This window comes from Paenalicyclobacillus macrosporangiidus (genome assembly GCF_900116805.1).
Lineage (GTDB): Bacteria > Bacillota > Bacilli > Alicyclobacillales > Alicyclobacillaceae > Alicyclobacillus_H > Alicyclobacillus_H macrosporangiidus.
In genome coordinates, this window is sequence record NZ_FPBV01000024.1 from 1 (window position 1) to 18,416 (window position 18,416).

The 18,416-nt window shown below is 68.2% G+C and carries 12 protein-coding genes and 1 tRNA gene; 8 read left to right on the forward strand and 5 right to left on the reverse strand.

Annotated features, from left to right (window positions below; translation table 11 throughout):
• Nucleotides 1-529: 529 nt before the first annotated feature.
• From BM357_RS19960 to hemE, 4 genes are all read right to left on the reverse strand, one after another.
• Nucleotides 530-626, reverse strand: a tRNA-Sec gene (locus BM357_RS19960).
• 287 nt (nucleotides 627-913) lie between these two features.
• Nucleotides 914-2,440: a protoporphyrinogen oxidase gene (hemG, locus tag BM357_RS15730; RefSeq protein WP_074955653.1), complete on the reverse strand. Its 1,527-nt coding sequence runs from the start codon at nucleotides 2,438-2,440 to the stop codon at nucleotides 914-916.
• The gene (locus BM357_RS15735; protein ID WP_074955656.1) at nucleotides 2,433-3,434 is read right to left on the reverse strand and encodes a ferrochelatase; all 1,002 of its coding nucleotides are present in this window, start codon (nucleotides 3,432-3,434) and stop codon (nucleotides 2,433-2,435) included. The genes hemG and BM357_RS15735 overlap by 8 nt, the downstream gene beginning before the upstream one ends.
• Nucleotides 3,431-4,492 carry a uroporphyrinogen decarboxylase gene (gene hemE / locus BM357_RS15740; RefSeq protein WP_074955659.1) on the reverse strand — a complete coding sequence of 354 codons (1,062 nt, stop codon included), beginning with the start codon at nucleotides 4,490-4,492 and terminating at the stop codon, nucleotides 3,431-3,433. The genes BM357_RS15735 and hemE overlap by 4 nt, the downstream gene beginning before the upstream one ends.
• 230 nt (nucleotides 4,493-4,722) lie before the next feature.
• Here hemE and BM357_RS15745 point away from each other — a divergent pair, with 230 nt between their 5' ends.
• The 6 genes from BM357_RS15745 to dusB all read left to right on the forward strand — a co-directional run bounded on the left by BM357_RS15745 (nucleotide 4,723) and on the right by dusB (nucleotide 8,973).
• Nucleotides 4,723-5,145 (forward strand): BrxA/BrxB family bacilliredoxin, encoded by a 423-nt coding sequence (locus BM357_RS15745; protein ID WP_074955747.1) that lies wholly within the window; start codon nucleotides 4,723-4,725, stop codon nucleotides 5,143-5,145.
• 117 nt (nucleotides 5,146-5,262) lie between these two features.
• A complete protein-coding gene (locus BM357_RS15750) occupies nucleotides 5,263-5,931 on the forward strand; it encodes a fumarylacetoacetate hydrolase family protein (protein ID WP_245784043.1) in 669 nt (222 codons plus the stop codon).
• Nucleotides 5,932-5,974: 43 nt separating this feature from the next.
• Nucleotides 5,975-6,646: a metal-dependent transcriptional regulator gene (locus tag BM357_RS15755; RefSeq protein ID WP_074955662.1), complete on the forward strand. Its 672-nt coding sequence runs from the start codon at nucleotides 5,975-5,977 to the stop codon at nucleotides 6,644-6,646.
• Between the two features lie 53 nt (nucleotides 6,647-6,699).
• Entirely contained in the window at nucleotides 6,700-7,542 is an 843-nt protein-coding gene (locus BM357_RS15760) for a D-alanyl-D-alanine carboxypeptidase family protein (protein ID WP_074955664.1), read from the forward strand.
• A 144-nt stretch (nucleotides 7,543-7,686) separates the two neighbouring features.
• Nucleotides 7,687-7,917, forward strand: a complete 231-nt coding sequence (locus BM357_RS15765) for a TM2 domain-containing protein (RefSeq protein WP_231493407.1) — start codon at nucleotides 7,687-7,689, stop codon at nucleotides 7,915-7,917.
• 81 nt (nucleotides 7,918-7,998) lie between these two features.
• Nucleotides 7,999-8,973: a tRNA dihydrouridine synthase DusB gene (gene dusB / locus BM357_RS15770; protein WP_074955753.1), complete on the forward strand. Its 975-nt coding sequence runs from the start codon at nucleotides 7,999-8,001 to the stop codon at nucleotides 8,971-8,973.
• Nucleotides 8,974-9,058: 85 nt separating this feature from the next.
• Here dusB and BM357_RS15775 read toward each other — a convergent pair whose 3' ends face one another.
• Nucleotides 9,059-10,285: an MFS transporter gene (locus BM357_RS15775; protein WP_083430586.1), complete on the reverse strand. Its 1,227-nt coding sequence runs from the start codon at nucleotides 10,283-10,285 to the stop codon at nucleotides 9,059-9,061.
• Between the two features lie 256 nt (nucleotides 10,286-10,541).
• Between BM357_RS15775 and BM357_RS19485 the strand changes: the two genes are divergently transcribed.
• Together BM357_RS19485 and BM357_RS15785 are read left to right on the forward strand one after the other, a co-directional pair.
• Nucleotides 10,542-14,261, forward strand: coding sequence for a PD-(D/E)XK nuclease family protein (locus BM357_RS19485; protein WP_074955666.1), 3,720 nt, complete (start codon nucleotides 10,542-10,544; stop codon nucleotides 14,259-14,261).
• Complete coding sequence (locus BM357_RS15785; protein ID WP_074955669.1) at nucleotides 14,258-18,409, forward strand: UvrD-helicase domain-containing protein; 4,152 nt, start codon at nucleotides 14,258-14,260, stop codon at nucleotides 18,407-18,409. The genes BM357_RS19485 and BM357_RS15785 overlap by 4 nt, the downstream gene beginning before the upstream one ends.
• Nucleotides 18,410-18,416: the final 7 nt, after the last annotated feature.

The window sequence follows — 18,416 nt, forward strand, 5'->3', positions numbered from 1 at the left end:
ACTAGTTGGTTGCGTCACTTTCTAGTAGACACGCACGGTGGCTTCGTCGTCAATTGTGAACGACGGATTTTACACCACTACTTGAGACTTTAACACGACGTGGTTTGACGTGATGTTCTGTTAACCCAACGGTGACGTATGGCGGGTGAATGTGACGCTATGATTGGGGTCTGCTGAACGAACGGAAGGTCCTCTATCGGCCAGGGTTTTTGGGCCCAGGACGTGAATTGATGTGCGAGCGTGTTTGTAGACAGGTATGCAAAATCCTTGCACACGGAGCACACATCGGTGTTCCGCGCAAAGGAGAACCAACTTAATTTTTCCAACTCCTGAGTTGGTCCGGGCGTTTGGCACGTTTATCAAAGAGGTCGGTGGCCCGTCTGTGCGGTTTCGGGCATGCAGGAGGCGGTGAAGGAGTCCGAGCGACTTTTCTCGTGACCCTGTGGTGACCACGGCACAGTTTGACACCATGATGTGACCACCACTTCGACCTTTTCACACAATCCAAAAATCTTTGACCCACAAGGCTTGGCGGGAACGTGTCGGAATCGAACCGACCGGCTACGCACCACGCCGCCCACTTGGCTTTGAAGGCCAGGAGGGACACCAGTACCCCATCCGTTCCCACGGCGTCGGCCCGTCCCCAGTATAGGCAGGACGGGCCCTCAACTCAAGTACGCCTCCGCGCGACAACTCCGGCCACTTTTCCTTCGCGGTGTCTCGGGCGGTGGACGAGTACAGCGGTCCCGAAGGACCGCTCATCGGCCAGGTGCTGCTGGGCCCATCGACTGTGTAGGGGAGGGCGGCACCTGTCCGTGTCCACCGGCCTGTTCACCGGCCTATGCACCGGCTCATTCACCGGCCCGTGCATCGGATTATTCACCGGGCCGTGCAACGGATGATTCGCCGGCCCTTACTCACCGGCCTGTCCGCCGGGCTGCCCGGTTGGCGGTTGCTCACGACGGCGCGCTACCAGGTGCTCAAAGACCCGTTCGGCAGCTCGCTGTCCGTCCGCGATGCAGTCCGGGACGCCGACGCCCCGGTAGGCCGCGCCCGCGAGGGCGACACCCGGAAGGGTGCGTTGGACCGACTCGTCGACCTGGGCCACGAGGGACAGGTGTCCGACGTCGTACTGGGGCATGGCGTGCTTCCAGCGGGTGACGATGGTGAACCACGGGGAGGCGTCCAATTGGATGAGCCGGCTCAGCTCGCGCCGGACCATCGCGACCATCTCCGCGTCGGTCTGCTGGAGGCCCTCCTGCTGCCCGTCCCGTCCCACGTAGCAGCGCAGCAGGATGCCCTTTCCGCCGGCGGCGTGGGGCCACTTGCTCGACACCCAAGTGCACGCGGTGATCCCGAGCCCCTCCTGGCGCGGCACGACGAATCCGGACGCGTCCAGACGGGCGGGTACGCTGTCCGGGCGGAAGCCGAGGATCACGGTGGCCGTGGAGACGTACCGCACGTTCTCCAGGCGGCTGGCGACGGGGCAGAGCGGTCCCACCAGGCGTGCGGCGGCGTGGGCTGGGGTCGCGACAATCACCGCGTCCGCCGTCAACCGCTCATCCCCGTCCGGACCCGTGATGTCGACGGCGTAGCCGTCGACGGTCCGTTGGATGGACACCGCCGCCGTTCGGGTCCGGATGTCCGCCCACTCGTACAGGGTGTCGTACAGCCGTTCCACCAGTGTCTCCAACCCGGAACGCAGGGTGACGAAGACGCTGCGGACGTTCTCCCCGGGTCTGCGCTGCTCCGGAGCGGCCGCACGGGAGGCGGCTGCGCGGGCCGCTGCCCGGCGCTCGCGGATGGAGCCGAGGATGAGGCTGCGGTACTGCTCCTCCAGCCGGCGGAACTGAGGGGCGGTCGCGAGGAGGCTTAGCCGGTCGATGCTCCCCGCGTAGATGCCTGCCAACAGGGGCTCGGCGATGTGATCGACCACCTCATCGCCGACACGGCGGCGGAGGAACGCCCCTACCGATTCGTCTTCGTCCCGGTTTCCGCGTGGCAGGACGAGATCCCACAGGGCTCGCGCCTTGCCGGCGGGGGACAGGAGGCGTGTACGGGCAAAGGGCGTCCAACGGGTGGGGATGCCCATGTTGGTCCCGGGCGGGATGGGTTCAAGCCGCCCGCGAAAGGCGATGTACGTCTTGGTGGCCTGCGGGCTGGTGCCGACCATCTCCCCTTCCACACCCAGGCGGCGGATGAGGCCCACGCCCGCGGGTTTTCGCGCCAGCAGCGAATCCGGCCCCGCCTCCATGACAAAGCCGTGCTCCCGGTAGGTGCGGACCTTCCCGCCGACCCGGCTGGCCTGTTCCAACAGCGTGACGCGGATGGGCATCCGTTCGCCATCCGCGCGGTCCTTCAACGCGAGCGCCGCGGCGAGGCCCGTGATCCCGCCGCCGATGATCACGACCCGCGTGCGCTGTCCTGCCGGATCACTCATCGTGATCGCCCCGGGCCGCCCGGGCCCGGACCACGTCCGCGAGACCGGCGATGAACAGCGGATCGTCGTTCAACGACGCGGTGCGCACCAACTGGACGCCCAGTTCGGCGGCGAGGCGCTGGCAGTCGATGTCCACGTCGTACAACACCTCCAGGTGATCAGCCACAAAACCAGCAGGGCAGACGACCAGGCGCCGGCGGCCCTGCCCGGCCAACTGCCGGATGACGTCGAGGATGTCCGGCCCGAGCCAACGGTCGTCGGTGCGGCCCGCGCTCTGCCAGGCGAAGGTGTAATCCGTGACGCCGGCCAGGCGCGCAACCGCTTCGCCGGTCTCGCGCAGTTGGCGGGGATACGGGTCATCCGCTTCCAGAATCCGCTCCGGCAGGCTGTGCGCCGAAAAGATGACGGTGGCCGGCGTGCCGCCAGGCGTACCGTCAGAGGCCGAGGGGGCGGACCGGCCATCGGACACCGCGCCGTCCGAAGGCGCACCCGCGGACAGCCGGGCGAGGGCCGCCGTCACCCGCTCCGCCAGCGCCTGCAGGAATTGCGGCTGCAGGTGCCAACTGTCCACGTGCCACAGGCGCGGGCCCGCCTCCGCCGCGGCCTGGTCTGCCGCGGTCTGGTAGCTCTTCACGCTCATCGTCGAGTAGTGCGGCGCCAGGACGAGGGTCACCGCTGTCTTGACGCCCGACGCAGCCATCTCCCGGACGATGTCCTGGATGAACGGCCGGGTGTGCTTCATGCCCAGAAACACCCGCCACCGCCCCGGTCCGTCGATGGCATCCAGCCGCGCCTGCAGAGCGGCCGCCTGCCGGCGGGTGATGTCGTTGAGCGGGGAGACCCCGCCGATGGCCTGGTAACGGGCCTTGAGATCCGCCAGCAACTCCGGGGTCGGCGGCCGCCCGTGCCGGATGTGGGTATAGTACGCCTCCACCTCGTCGAGACTCGCGGGAGTGCCGTAGGCCATCAGGAGGACGCCCCTCGGTTCTGTCATGCGTCATTCCTCCCCGCGCCGATGCGCAGCGCGCTGTATTCGTGGACGAATTCGGTCAAACGGCGCAGCGTGTCGACGGCCACCGGTGGCTGGTGAAAGACCACGCCGTGACCGAGGTTGAAGATGAAGCCGTCGGCTTCCAAACCTTGATCGATCACGCTGCGCGCCCGCCGCTCAATCTCCGACCAGGGGGCCAGGAGCAGGGCGGGGTCCAGGTTGCCCTGGATGGCCACGCCTCCGCCCGTGCGGCGTCTTGCCTCGCGGATGGACACCCGCCAGTCGATTCCGACGACGTTCGCCCCGGCCTCCGCGAACATCGGCAGCAGTTCGCCGGTGCCCACCCCGAAATAGATGGCGGGGACGCCCGTGTCCGCGATCGCCGCGAAAATGCGCCGCATGGCGGGCAGGACGTGCGCCTGGAAATCCTCCGGGGCGAGGCTGCCGACCCAGCTGTCGAACACTTGCACCGCGGCGGCCCCGGCCTCAATCTGCATCCGGAGGTAGCGGATGACCACGTCCGCGAGCTTGTCCATCAGGGACTGCCACACCGCCGGCTCGGACCACATGAGGCGCTTGGTTTTGAGGTAATCCCGCGATGGCCGGCCTTCGACGATGTAACTGGCGAGTGTAAACGGGGCCCCCGCGAATCCAATCAACGGCACGTCGACGTTGTCGCAGATGAGGCGAACGCTCTCGGCCACGTAGGGCAGTTCGGCGGCGGGATCGTACACCCGAAGGCGCGCCACGTCGGAGGCAGACTGCACGGGATTGCGGGTCACGGGCCCGACGTGTTCCACGATGTCGAAGTCGATCCCCATGGGTCCCAAGGGGACCATGATATCGGAAAAGAGAATGGCCGCGTCGACCCCGAGCTGGGTGACCGGCAGCCGGGTCACCTCCATGCACAGCTCGGGGATGCGGCAGATGTCCAGCAAGGAGTAGCGTTCGCGCAGTTGCCGGTACTCCGGTTGATAGCGTCCGGCCTGGCGCATGTACCACACCGGCACGTACGGCACGGACTGCCGCCGGCAGGCGAGCAAAAACGGGTGTTCGGCCATCAGCGTCCTCTTCTCTGTCTGTCATACGGATACCGGAGAGCATGTTTCATCCGGCATTTCTTCCCTAGTTATACCGATTGCAGATGCGGTGATGCAACCGCGGCGGGACGAGGGTGGCGGAATCGGGGACGGACGTTCGCCGAACTGTCAATTGCCCGCGCGGCCAGGTATAATACGGATAGGGAGGCCGGGGTTGACACCGGCTGAGTGGGAGGTGTCCGACAGTGACCATGGAACTCGACTTTTACGCCATGATGGTGCAGCCGATGCGGGATGAATTGACGCAGATCGGATTCGAGGAGCTCCGCACACCGGAGGAGGTGGACCGGGTGATGCAGGAGAAGACGGGCACCACCCTGGTGTTTGTCAACTCCGTGTGCGGCTGCGCCGGCGGGATCGCCCGGCCGGGTGTGGCGTTGGCGTTGCAACAGGAGAATCGCCCGGACCGTTTGGTGACGGTGTTCGCCGGCCAGGACAAAGAGGCGACCGCGCGGGCGCGCGAATACTTTGAGAACAACCCGCCCTCGTCGCCGTCCATCTGGCTGTTCAAAGACGGGAAGCTGGTGGACCAACTGCACCGCAGCGATATCGAGGGGACGAGCGCCGAGCACGTCGCCGATCGGCTGCGGGCGATGTTCAACCAGTACTGCTGAGCGTTCGGCATAGCGAAGGGGCCGCCCGGATGGGCGGCTTTCCTCTTTATTGGTGTAGGTGCCAGCGCGCTGGGCTGTGATACAATGGATAGGACATCGTCCGAGGGGGGACCGCGGGTGGCCGTTATCACGGGGGAGAAGCCGTACCGCACGGCGCAGGAAGCGTTGACGCACGTGAAGAACATCTTTTGTGTAGGGCGCAATTACCGCGATCACGCGGCGGAGTTGGGCAACGACGTCCCGTCCAAGCCGATGATCTTCGGCAAGTCAACCCATGCCTTGGCCGTCGCCGACGGGGTGGTGCGTGTGCCGGCGGGGCGTGAGAACATCCATCATGAGCTGGAGATTGTGCTGTGGATGAAAGGACCCTACCAGCCGGGAGCGGCGCTGTCCGATGTGGTCGGCGGCATCGCCCTGGGCCTCGACCTGACCGACCGGGACGCTCAGACGGAGCTGAAGAAGGCGGGGCATCCGTGGGAGCTGGCCAAGGGGTTCCAGGGGTCGGCCGTGATCACCGACTTTTACGAGGTGGCCGACTGGAACGCCCTGCTCGAGACCCCGTTTGAGTTGCGCATCAACGGGCGAATCGCCCAGTCCGGGCAGGCCAAGGACATGATCTTTTCGTTCGACACCCTGATTGGCTATGTCCGCACGCACTTCGGTCTCGATGCGGACGACCTGCTGTTCACGGGGACACCGGCCGGGGTCGGCCCGCTCCGCGCCGGGGATGAGCTGGAGCTCGTCATGGACGGGCGCGTCTGGGGCCGCTGTCGTGTCGCCCAGTGACGTTGGCGCCGTCGAAGGGCCACCGTAAGGAGGGGATGTGCCGATGCCACGCACGCACGGGATGGAAGAATATTTGGAAGGAATCTATGTCCTGCAGGCGGAAGGGGTCACGGTGCTCTCCTCCGTGCTGGCCGACTACCTGGGCGTGTCACGGCCGACCGTGTCGCAGACGATTGCGCGGCTGACGTCGGCCGGGTACGTGCGATTCGGGGAGGGCAAGGAGCTGCTGCTCACGGACAGGGGGCTGGAGTTGGCCGAATCCATCGTCCGCAGGCACCGGCTCTTGGAGCGCTGGCTGACGGATGAATTGGGCCTCGACTGGGCGGACGCCCACGTCGAGGCGGGCCGCTTGGAGCACGCTGTCTCCCCGCTCGTCGAGGAGCGCCTGATGGAACGCCTGGGCCGGCCAACCACCTGTCCGCACGGCAACATCATCCCCGGCTCCGGGGCCAACCTGCCGCCGAGCCAGCCGTTGACGGAGGTGAAGGGTCCGGCCGAAGTGAAGGTGGTGCGCATCCTCGAGCAGGCGGAGGAAGATCTGGACCTCCTGCGGTTTTTGTACCGGGCTGGCATCGTGCCTGGGGCGGCCATCCGCCGCGGAGAGGCTGCGAGCCCTTATGAGGCCGGCGTTCCCGTCGAGGTCGGCGGCCAGCGGTATGCGCTGGACGAGGAGGTGGCGCGGCGCATCCTGGTGGCGCTCCCGGATCCGGCATAAAAGCGGCCGGTGTGGTTCAGCTTAAAGGGCGGAGCCGCAAAGGGAGTGTTCACATGCGCCGTGTTGTCTTTCGGAGAGGTTGGTTGTGTGGTCTGTGCGCCATTCTGCTGGGCGTGCTCTTCGCCATGCCCGCCGACGCAGCGGCCCGGCGCGTGGGGATCAATGCCCGGGCCGCCGTGGTGATGGACGCCGAGAGCGGAACCCTCCTGTACAGCAAGAACGCCGACCTTCCGCTGTATCCTGCCAGCACCACGAAATTGATGACCGCCATCCTGTTGGTCACCCATCTGAATCCCGAGGATCCCGTGTACGTCAGTGAGGAGGCGGCGCGGCAGCCGAGCGTGCGGTTGGGGCTCAAACCGGATACGACTATCACCGCCGAGGACGCACTGCACGCCGTCCTGATGAAAAGCGCCAACGACGTCGCCTACGCCGTCGCCCAGACGGTCGGCGGGTCCCAGGAAGGGTTCGCGCGCATGATGAACCTCAAGGCGCGCCTCATCGGATGCACGCACACCAACTTCGTCACGCCCAACGGGCTGCACGAGGATGAACACCTGTCCACCGCGCACGACATCGCGCTCATTCTGCGCGAAGCCCTTCGCCATCCGCGCATCGTCGCAGCCCTGCAGACCAAGCAGTACACGGTGGCCGGCAAGACCTTCCGCAACGGCAACCGGTTCCTGTACCTGGAGGCTCCGCCGTTCGGCGAAGTGATTGGCGGCAAGACCGGATACACCTCCAAAGCGATGTACTGTCTGGCGTTCGCGGCGCGTCAGGACGGCAGGGTCCGCATCTCGGTGGTGCTCGGCGCTCCCCGAAAGAGCCTGATGTACCGGGAGACTCGCCGGCTGCTCGAGTATGCGCAGCAGGACGCCCGCGTCCAGTTGGTGTGAAGCACGGGCGAACCGATCCCATCCCCCGTTTGACAAGCCATAAGGAAACGAATGGAAACAAGCCGTGCCCACATACACATACGGTGATTGGGCGGTGAACCGGGACGGGGACCGCCGCAGGCTGCCGCGTGGGAGGGGATGGGCGTGCAGCGTCGTTCCGTGGCACTGGCGTATGTCCTGTGGTTTTTCCTCGGCTATCTCGGGATTCACCGCATGTACTGCGGACGCGTGGCCAGCGGCGTGGCCATGCTGGCATGCACCGTGATTGGCTGTTTGACGTTCCCCATCTTGGTGGGGCACCTGCTGTTGTTCATCGTCGGCGTCTGGTGGCTCATCGACCTGTTCCTGACGGCGGGGATGGCCCAGCGGGGGTGAGTTTCCATTTGCACCCCGCGGCCGCATCTGGTACCCTTCTTCCCGGGAACGGAAGGAGGTCGGACAATCGTGTTGAAACCGATGCGCATCGGCGACGTCGTCATCGACACCCCGGTCATCCTGGCTCCAATGGCGGGGGTCTGCAATCCGCCGTTCCGGCGGATTGCCAAGGAATTGGGCGCCGGGATGGTGTGTGCGGAGATGGTCAGCGACAAAGCCCTGGTGCACGGAAGCCTGAAGAGCCACATGATGTTGACCATCCTGCCGGACGAGCACCCGGTCAGCCTGCAGTTGGTCGGGTACGACAAGGAGTCGATGGTGTTGGCGGCCAGCATGGTCGGTGAGACGAACGCCGACATCATCGACATCAACATGGGTTGTCCGGTTTTGAAGATCTACAAGAACGGGTCGGGCGCGGCGCTGGCGCGCGATCCCAAGTACGCCGCGGAAATTGTGCGGGAGGTCGTGGCGCACGTCCGCAAACCGGTGACGGTCAAGTTCCGCAAAGGTTGGGACGACGATCACGTCAACGCCGTCGAGGTCGCCCTCGCGGTCGAGGAGGCGGGCGCCAAGGCGGTGGCGGTGCACGGGCGAACCGCGAAGCAGATGTACACCGGGCGCGCCGACTGGTCCATCATCCGCAAGGTGAAAGAGGCGGTGAAGATCCCGGTCATCGGCAACGGGGACGTCGTCGAGCCGGAGGACGCCAAGCGGTTGCTGGAAGAGACCGGGTGCGACGGGGTGATGGTCGGCCGGGCGGCGCTCGGAAACCCGTGGATTTTCCGCGAGATCACCCACTACCTGCGCACCGGCGAGAAGCTGCCCGCCCCGCCGGCCCGGGAGCGCATCGAGGTCGCGGTGCGGCACCTGCATCTGCTCGTGGAGTACAAGGGCGAGGTCATCGGCGTGCGCGAGATGCGAAAGCACGCCGCGTGGTACGTGAAGGGGTTGCCGGGGGCCGCGCGGATGCGCGACGTCATCAACCAGCAGACCACGCTGGCCGGCATGGAGGCGGTGTTGTGGAGCTTCCTGGAACAGGTCCCGCTGGCGGTTTGAACGCGGTCCCGTGCCGGAAGGCACGGGACCGTTGGCATTTGGGGGAATCCCGCACGGCGCGCGCGGAGGCCGGACGGTGCGTCGGTCAACGCAGGCGCTCGCCCAAGGTCTCGCGGCCGAACGCCCATACGACGAGAAACCCGATGGCAATCATGGCGAAGAACATCGTGAACACGGCGCCGAACCCGATCTTCGCCCCAATCATGAGGCCGACGAGAGACGGCGCGATGATGGCGCCGATGCGGCCGAAGCCGGACGCCCACCCGATGCCGGAGGCGCGGGCCCTCGTGGGAAATTGCTCGACGGTGAAGATGTAGGTGCCTGCCCAGGCGCCGAGCATGAAGTAATTCACCAGGATGCCGAAGACGAAGAGCCAGAGCGTGCTGTGGGCGAACCCGAAGCCCAGCGCCGCGAGGGCGGAGCACAGCATCGCGGGCAGCAAGGTCCGCTTGCGCCCCCATTTCTCCACCAACCAGGCAGCTGTCAGATACCCAGGCACCTGCGCGAGGGTCATGATCAGGGTGTAGCTCAGGCTGTGCACCAGCGAGTACCCTTTCAGGAACAGGATGGAGGGCAGCCACAGGACCATGCCGTAGAAGGCGAAGTTCATCGCGAACCACAGCACCCAGGTGACCACGGTGCTCCGGGTGACGCCCGGCGCCCACAGGGTCGTAAAGGCGTCACGCATCGAACGGCGTTCCGCCAAGCTCATGAAGCGCGGGGATTCCGGCAGCTGACGGCGCAGGATCAACACGTACAGGGCCGGGATGGCGCCAATCAGGAAGACGACCCGCCAGCCCACCGACGGGATCACCAGATTGGAGATGAGCGCGGCGCACAGGGACCCGAAGGCGTAAAACATCTCCAGGAGCACCACGTGCCGGCCGCGCCGGTCGTCCGCCGAGGACTCCAGCACGTACGTGGTGGCGACCGGCAGTTCCCCGCCCAGTCCGAACCCCACCAGAAAACGCAGGAAGTAGAAGATGCCAACCCCCCACGCGAACGCCGTCAAACCGGTGGCCACGCTGTAGATCAGCAGGGTCCACATGAACACCGCCTTGCGGCCAAACCGGTCGGCCAACAGGCCTGCGAGTGCGGCGCCGACGGCCATCCCGATGAACCCCATGCTGCTCAGATACCCCTGCGTCGCCGGACTCAGATGCCACTGAGCGGCCACGGCGACGAGGATGTAGGCGACCAGGTTCACGTCCATGGAGTCGAACAACAGGCCGATGCCGGAGACCGTGATCAACCGTTTCGCGGAGGGGACCGGCTTGATGCGGGCAGACATCACCGCGGGTTCGACGCTCATCCATGTCACTCCTTTGTCATCGACATGTGGATATATACCGTCATATGCCCACCCCGGGCTGGTGGTGCAGGGTCCCGCAGCGGAGCGCGGGCGAAAGCGCCCCGTGCGCCGGAGTCGCCAAGGGCCGGCGAGGGCCGGCGAGGGCCGCCGAGCGGCCCGTGGGACGAGGCCCTTCATTGAAACGGCGGTGGGCTTGGGCTAGAGTGGAGACAACCGGGCGGATGCCCGTTGTTCGGAACGATGAGGAGGTACCCGTGTGGGGCGAGTCGTGATCCAGGGTGGACATGCCGGGACGGGGAAATCCACGCGCATCGCCCGGTCCATCGCCGGTGCGCTGGCGGACAGCCCATTCGGCAGCCGCCTGTTGTGGGTGGTGCCGCAGGACGCGTCGTATGCGTGCGAGCGGCTGTTGATGCGCTACGCGCCGGCCGCGATGCGGGCCGAGGTGTTGACCGTGCCGCGCCTGGCTGAGCAGGTGAATCAGGCGCTCGGGGTGGTGGCCGGCAAGCCGGTGAACATGACCGGCAAGCGATTGCTTCTGGCGGACGTGTTTCAGGAGAGCGGCGGCGCGTTGCAGGTGCTGTGGCGGGAGCAACCGTCCATCCGGTTTCTCGACAGCGTGCTCGAGGTTTTCGCCGAGATGTCGAGCCACCTGGTATCGCTGCATCAGGTGGAGGCCTTGCTCGAGACGGCCGCGACCCGCCTGGCGGAGGCGGGGATGGAGGCGGTGACGGTGTCCGGGCCGTCGCTCATCGGCAAGCTGCGCGACGTGTGCACCCTCTATCACTGGTTTCAGGCGCGCCTGTCGGCCCTCGGCCTGTACGATCCGGACGAGTTGCCTGCGTTGCTGGCGGAGCACGTGGCCCGCTGGCCGGCGCTGGCCGGCGCGCGCGTGTTCGTCGACGGGTTCGACGATCTGCCGCCCAGGGACACGCGCTTTCTGCTGGCGATCGCCGAGGCGGCGGAGGAAACGGTGTTCTCGGTGACGATGGATCCCGCATGGCTCTCCCATGCGCTGGGCGGGGAGCCGGACGAGCCGGGCGGGGCCGGGGCGAGGGGCACGGACCTGCCGCCCCTGATGCGCCTGTTGGCCAAGTTGCCCGATCCGGAGGCGGTTTGGGCACCGCAGACCTTGGCGTGGACCGTGCGCCTGCTGAAGGGGTGCCGCGAACGGGGGTTGCCGATTGCGGTGGAGCCGTCGACGGCGCCGCCCGATGGCCCCGAACCTGTCCGCCGGTGGTTGGAGGCGGGGCTGTTCGGCGCAAGAGTCCCGGATGGATCGGAGGCTGGCGCACGGTCTGAGGTTGGCGCAGGGTCGGAGGGTCGTGTGGGGGCGGAGGTTCGCGCGAGGTCGGAGGTTCGTGAGGACGCGGGCGTTCGGCGGGACGCGGCAGCCCGTGCGAATGGAGCGCCTGGGCGTGAGGCCCCCATCGTCGTGGCCGCCGCGCAAAACCTGCGGCGCGAAGCGGACGGGGTGGCCCGGGCGGCGCTGCGTCTGGTCCACGAATCGGGATTCCGATACGGGGACATCGCCGTGTTGGTCCCCGACCTCGCCGAGTACGCGCCGCTGTTGCGGGACGCGTTCGGGCGCCACGGCGTGGACGCCTACGTGGACGATTTCCCGCCGCTGGCGACCCATCCGCTCGGGCGCTTCATCCTCGCTGCCCTCGACAGCGTGGAGGACAACGCGTCGACCGAGGCCGTGGCGCGCCTGCTGAAGACGGAGTTCTGCGGCCTGCGCCGCCAGGACGCGGACTGGTTGGAGGCGTACGTGCGGCGCCATGAGGTGTCCGGCGTGGCCGCGTGGGCCACGGAGGCGCCGTGGCAGTTCGCGTATGACGCCAGGGCGGACGACGCCAGAGCGGGGGCGGCCCAGGCCGAGGACGCACAGGCGGATGCGCTGCGCAGGCAGTTGGCGGAACGCTTCCTCCCCCTGTGGCAGGGGCTGCAGGAGGAGCGGGTGACCCCGGGCGAGGTGGCGGAGGCGGTCTGGGGGACGCTCCAGCGCACCGATGCCAAGCGCATCGTCGCAGAGTGGATGGTGGGCGAGGCGGGTGCCATGAGCCCTTTGGAGGCCAGCCTCCACGAACAGGCGTGGCAGCGCGTGCTGGTGCTCCTGGAGGACCTCGCCGACACCCTTCCCGCTGCGCGCCTGAGCCGGTCGTTCCTGTTTGAACTAATCCGCACGGATCTGGTCCATCAGTCGCTGTCCACCATTCCGGCGGGCATGGATCAGGTGCTGGTGACGGAGATCCGCCGCGCCCGGGCGCTGCACGTGCCGGTGCTGTTCCTCATCGGCGCGGTCGACGGGGTCTTTCCGAGGCGCGTGCGGCCGCAGGGGATGCTGCAGGACGAGGAACGCCTGGCGTTCGAGCGGCTGTTCGGGCGGCCGGTCGGGTATACGTCCGCGGAGCTGCAGCTGTGCGAGCGCGCCGTCGTCCACACCGCGCTCACCCGCGGGACAGAGCGGCTCTTCCTCACCTATCCGCTGTCCGATGAGGCGGGCAAGGCGGCCCGGCCGTCGCGGGTGGTGGAACGGGTGAGCGCCTTGCCTGCCGGCGCCGTCGACACCCAGATCTGGGTGGAGGACGCCCTGTGGGACGAGCCTCAGGTATGGACGCCTCTCGCCGCGCTCGACACGTGGGTCGGTGTGATCGAACAGGCGCGCCGGACCGGCCGCGTCCCCGTGGCGGCGGTCTGGGTATTCGATTGGCTCCGCGGAGAGGACGCCGTCCAGCGCCGTCTGGACGCCGCGCTGGCCGGCCTGGGCTTCACGGCGGTCGCCCGGCCCCTGCCGGCCCGCTTGGCAAGCGCCCTGTACGGACAGCCGCTCCACGTGCATGTCCACCAACTGGAGGCGTTCGCCGCGTGTCCGTTCCAGCACTTCGTCCGCTATGGCCTGCGAGTCGGCGACGAGGACGTCGCGCGGGCCGCCCGCGCGGCGCGGGGGAACCTGATCCACGACGTGCTGGAGCGGTTCGTCGAGGAGCACGCGGCGGCGCCGGAGGCTTGGCGCGCATTGTCGGACGATGAGGCGGTGGAACGGGTCCGGGCCCGCTTCGCCGAGGTGCTGCAGCAGCCGCGCACCCAGGCCTGGCGGCGCCTGGCCACGCGCCTGGAGGCGGCCCGGACTGCGCTCGGGGTGATTGAAAAGGCCGCTGTCGTCCTGACGCGCCATGTCCGCCACGGGCGCTTTCTGCCGGTACACAGCGAGCTGTCGTTCGGCGATGACGCACGAGCGGGATTACCTGCGCTGGAAGTGGCACTGCCCGGTGGCGGGGTGGTGCGGGTGCACGGGCGGATTGACCGCGTCGACGTGGCGGAGGCGGAGGGACGCCTGGCCTTCCGGGTGATGGACTACAAGAGCAACATGGGCATCGCGCTCGACCTGCTCAAGGTGCACCATGGCCTGCAGTTGCAGCTTCCCTTGTACGCGGCGGTGGTCGCCCGCCACGCCCGCGTGCTGTTCGGGACCGAGGCGGAACCGGCCGCCGTCCTGTACATGCCCGTGGGGCGCAGCCCGCGCACGGTGCGGGTGCCGGAGTCGGGGGACGAGGCGCGGGTGCATGCGTACCGGAGCATGCGGCCGCGAGGGCTGTTGCTGGCGGACCCGGAACTCGTGGCGTGGATGGATGAACGGCTGCCGGATGGTTCGGAGACGGAGCTGTTCGGCAAGGTGTTCACGAAAGACGGACGTTTCACGAAAGGCGCGCCGGTGGCGGGGGCGGACGCATGGCGCGGGATGCTGCGGAAGGTGCTCGGCCATGTGCGGGAGGTCTCGGCGCGCGTGGCCGGCGGCGAGATTCAGATTGCGCCGTATCAATTGAGCTTGGACGATCACGCGTGCAAACGCTGCCCGCTGCAATCCGTGTGCCACCTCGACCGGCGCTGGGAACGGCCGATGCGGCGGCTGGAGCGGCGCGAGCGCGCAGACATCCTGGCGGATTGGGCAGCCGGGGAGGAGGAGAGACGGTGAGTTCGCCTCGGGAAACGTGTGGAACGGATCCGCAGCTGGAGGCGCGGTGGTCCGCGCGGCAGCGGGAAGCCATCCTGACACGCGGCCAGAATGTGCTGGTCTCCGCCGGCGCCGGGTCCGGGAAGACCTCGGTGTTGGTGGAGCGCGTGGTGCAGCGCGTCACCTGGCCCGGTGCACTGGATCTGGATCGCCTGTTGATGGTCACCTTCACGGAGGCGGCGGCGGCCGAGATGCGCCACCGCATCGCCGGGCGCCTGGAGGCGTTGGCGAAGGAGGCCGCCGCCCGCGGCGACGCGGCGGCCGTGCGGCAGGCGCACCGGCAGCTGAATCTCCTCGACCGGGCGCAGATCTCGACGCTGCACAGCTTTTGCATGGAGGTTGTGCGCCGCAACTTCCTGACACTCGGGCTGGAACCGGCCTTCGATATCCTGCCGGAGGACGAGCGTACGCCGTTGCGCGCGCGGGTATTCGAAGAACTGGTGGAGGCGTGGCTGTCCGGCGGCCGGGCGGAGGAAGTGCGGTGCGTGGCGCGGATCCTGTGCGCGGACGACCTGGAAGGCCTGTGGCCGCTGGTGGACCGACTGGACACCTTCGCCCAGAGCCAGCCGAACCCGGCGGATTGGTTGGGTGCGGTGCGGCGGATGTACGAGGAGGCGGATGCGGTCGAGACGGCCCGCTGGCCCTGGACGCCGGCGTTCCTGCAGTGGGCCGCGCGGCAGGTGGAGGAAGCGGCAGAGATGTTCTCAGAGGCGCTGCGGATGACCACGGGGTGGCCGGAGCTCGAGGCGTACGGCCGCGACCTCGCCCACGCCCGCGCTCTGGCCGGCGAGGCCGCCGGACGGCTCGGCAGCTGGGCGGGCGTGCCCGAGGCGGTGAGGTGCCTCGGCGCCATCTTCAGCGGAAAGCGGGTCTCCGCCCCAAACCGGCCGGAGTTCAAGGCCGTCAAGGACCTGCGCACGAAGGGCCGGAACCGGATCCAAGCGGTGTTGGACATCCTGTCGCGCGGCGAGGCGGGCCTGCGCGCCGACGTGGCGCGACTGGCACCCGCGGTAACGGCGCTCGTCGATCTGACGGCCGCCTTCGCCGACCACTACGATGCCGCCAAGCGGCGGCGCGGGGTGCTGGATTTCAGCGATCTGGAGCAGTTCGCGCACCGGGTCCTGCGCGACCCGGCGACGGGTGAGGCGCGGCGCCTGCAGGCGCAGTACGCCGAGATCTTCGTCGACGAGTACCAGGATACGAGCCCCATTCAGGATGCCATCGTAACGGCCATCGCGCGGCCGCACGGGAACGTGTTCGTGGTGGGCGACGTGAAGCAGAGCATCTACCGGTTCCGCATGGCCGAACCGCAGCTGTTCCTCGAACGGTACCGGGGGCAGGCGGGGGGACGCGTGATCGACCTGACCGACAACTACCGCAGCCGGGCCGAGGTGGTCGACGCGGTGAATTTCTTCTTCTCCCAGTTTTTCTCGCCTCCGTTCGGCGGCATCGACTATGGCGACGGCGGGGCGATGAACGCCGCGGCTCCGTATCCGGCGGACGGCGGCGAAGGCACGCTGGCCGGCCCGGTCGAGGTGCATCTGGTGGAGCGCCAGGACGCGGCGCAGGCCGATGGCTCGGCGGGCGGTTCCCAGGGGGAGGAACACGGGGCGCCGGAGGCGGATCTCAGCGACCGCTCGCTGCCCGGCGCCGGTGAAGGCGAGGGGGAAGCTGGGGACGAAAGCGCCGAGGAGACCGGGGGCGAAGGCGATCTCGAAGCGATGATGGAGGAGCTCAGCCACCTGGAGAAAGAGGCGCTGGTGGTCGCCCGGCGCATTCAGGAGTTGTTGGGACGGGTGCCGGGTTGCGCGGCGGCCGAGGTGTGGGACCGCGACGAGGGCCGGTACCGGCCGCTGCGCTGCCGGGACATCGTGGTCCTCCTGCGCGCCGCCCGGGTAAAGGTGAACGTCTTCCTCGAGGTGTTTGCGCAGGCCGGGATCCCTGCGTACGGGGCGACGTCCGTCGGATTTTACGGGGCGCTGGAGGTGCAGTGGCTCCTCGCGGCGCTGACGGTGATTGACAATCCCCGCCACGACCTGGATTTCGTGACGCTGCTGCGCTCCCCCATCGGCGGGTTCCAGGACGATGAACTGGCCCGCATCCGCCTGTTGGGTCGCGGCATGTTCTACGACGCGTGGCGGCGGGCGGCGGCCGGCCGCGTCGAGGCCTGGGCGGAGGTGGCGGACACCGGGGCGGCCGGGTGGCAGGAGCGGTTGGTGGCGAAGGTGCGCGCCTTTCACGACCGCCTGAGCGAGTGGCGTGCCCTGGCGCGGCGCGCCACGGCGGAAGCGGTGTTGCGGCGCATCCTCGAGGACACGGGCTTTTTGGCGTTTGTCTCCGGAATGCCGGGCGGCCCGGGCCGGCGGGCGAACGTGGAGGCGCTGCTCGGGAAGGCGCGAGCGTACGACCGCCGCTACCCGGACGGGGTGTTCGGATTCATCCGCCGGGCCAAGGAGGCGCTCGAGCGGGACGTGGATGAAGGCGAGGCCCGCACGCTCGGAGAGAGCGAAGATGTGGTGCGCGTGATGACCATCCACCAGAGCAAAGGATTGGAGTATCCCGTGGTGTTCGTCGCGGACCTGGGAAAGCAGTTCCGCGTCGACACGAACCTGCCGCTGCACCGCACGCTCGGGGTGGGCCCGGTGATGGTCGACGTCGACACGGAGCAACGGTGGCTGACCTTGCCGTCCATCGCCATCCAGGAGCTCGAGCTGACGCAGACGCTGGCGGAGGAGGCGCGCGTGTTGTACGTGGCGATGACCCGCGCGCGGGAGAGGTTGATCCTGGTCGGCTCGGGGAAGGACCTGGCCAAGCAGGCGGCGCGCTGGGTTCCGCTGGCGCAGTCGGACGCCATGGCGCTGCCCCTGTACGGGATGCTTAGGGCCAAGTCGTACCTCGACTGGATCGGCCCGGCTCTCCTGCGGCACCGGGACGGCGGGCCCTTGCGCCGATTGGCGGAAGAGGCGGGGATGGCGGCCGCTTGGCATCCCGGCCCGGTGTACGATCACCCGGCTGGCTTCACGGTCACCCTGTGGAACACGGCGGCCGGACGCCGGTTGCCGTGGCCGTCCGCCGGGGTGGCGGAGACCGCGGCGGAACCGGCGGGCGGCTGTCCGTTCCGGCCGGAGGTGTTCGCCAGCGGCGACACGGCGCGGATCCGGGCGCACCTGGCGGAGTTGGCGCAGTTGACGGAACCGGCCGGCCTTCCCGGGCAGGGGAACGTTGGGCAGAGGGACGGGCAGACGGCGCTCGCGCAGCAGGCGGCGGCTGCGGAAGACGCGGCCTCCTCCGGCGCGCTTTCCTCCGAGCCATGGCCGGACGGTTTGACGCTTTGGAAGCCCGATGTGGCGCGGACACCCCTTCCGGGGAAGGTGTCGGCGACCGATCTGCGCCGCATATGGGCCCATCACCTGCGGCGGACGGATCCGCAGGGCGTCCCGGAGGCAGCCGTCCACCCGTCGGCCGCCGCGCATCTGCTCGACGATCCCGCGTTCCACAGGCCGGACGCCGTCACCCCACGGGAGCGCGGGGTGCTGTTCCACGCGCTGATGCAGCGGCTCGACTTCGCTGCGGAACCGAGCCGGCGCGTGGTGGAGGCGGCGCTGGACGAGATGGTGCGCACCGGCATCCTCACGGAACGGGAACGGGATCCGGCCTTGGTGGAGGATGCTTGGGCGTTCCTCGCCTCGCCGCTCGGCCGCCGCTTGGCGCGGGCGCGGCGGGTGTGGCGGGAGCAGCCGTTCTTCTACCGGATCCCGGTGTCCGAACCCGCGCCAGCCGGGGGGCGGCTCGGGCCTGCGGATTCGGCGGACAGCCGGTTTGTCGTGGTGCAGGGCGTCATCGACTGCCTCGCCGAAGAGGAGGATGGGTGGTTGATCATCGATTACAAGACGGACCGCATCGGGGCGCGTGCCTTGGAAGCGCAGGCGCGGGAGTACGAAGCGCAGGTGGCGGCGTACGTGGAAGCGGTGCGCACGGCACTCGGGGACGGGCGCGTGGAGGCGTACCTGTACTTCGTCCACCCGAGGGCGGCCGTGCAGGTGGACGGGGTGCCGCTGCGCCGTGTGATTGACGCGCTGGTGCAAACGCCGGGCACGCCGGAGGGGTGACCGGTGG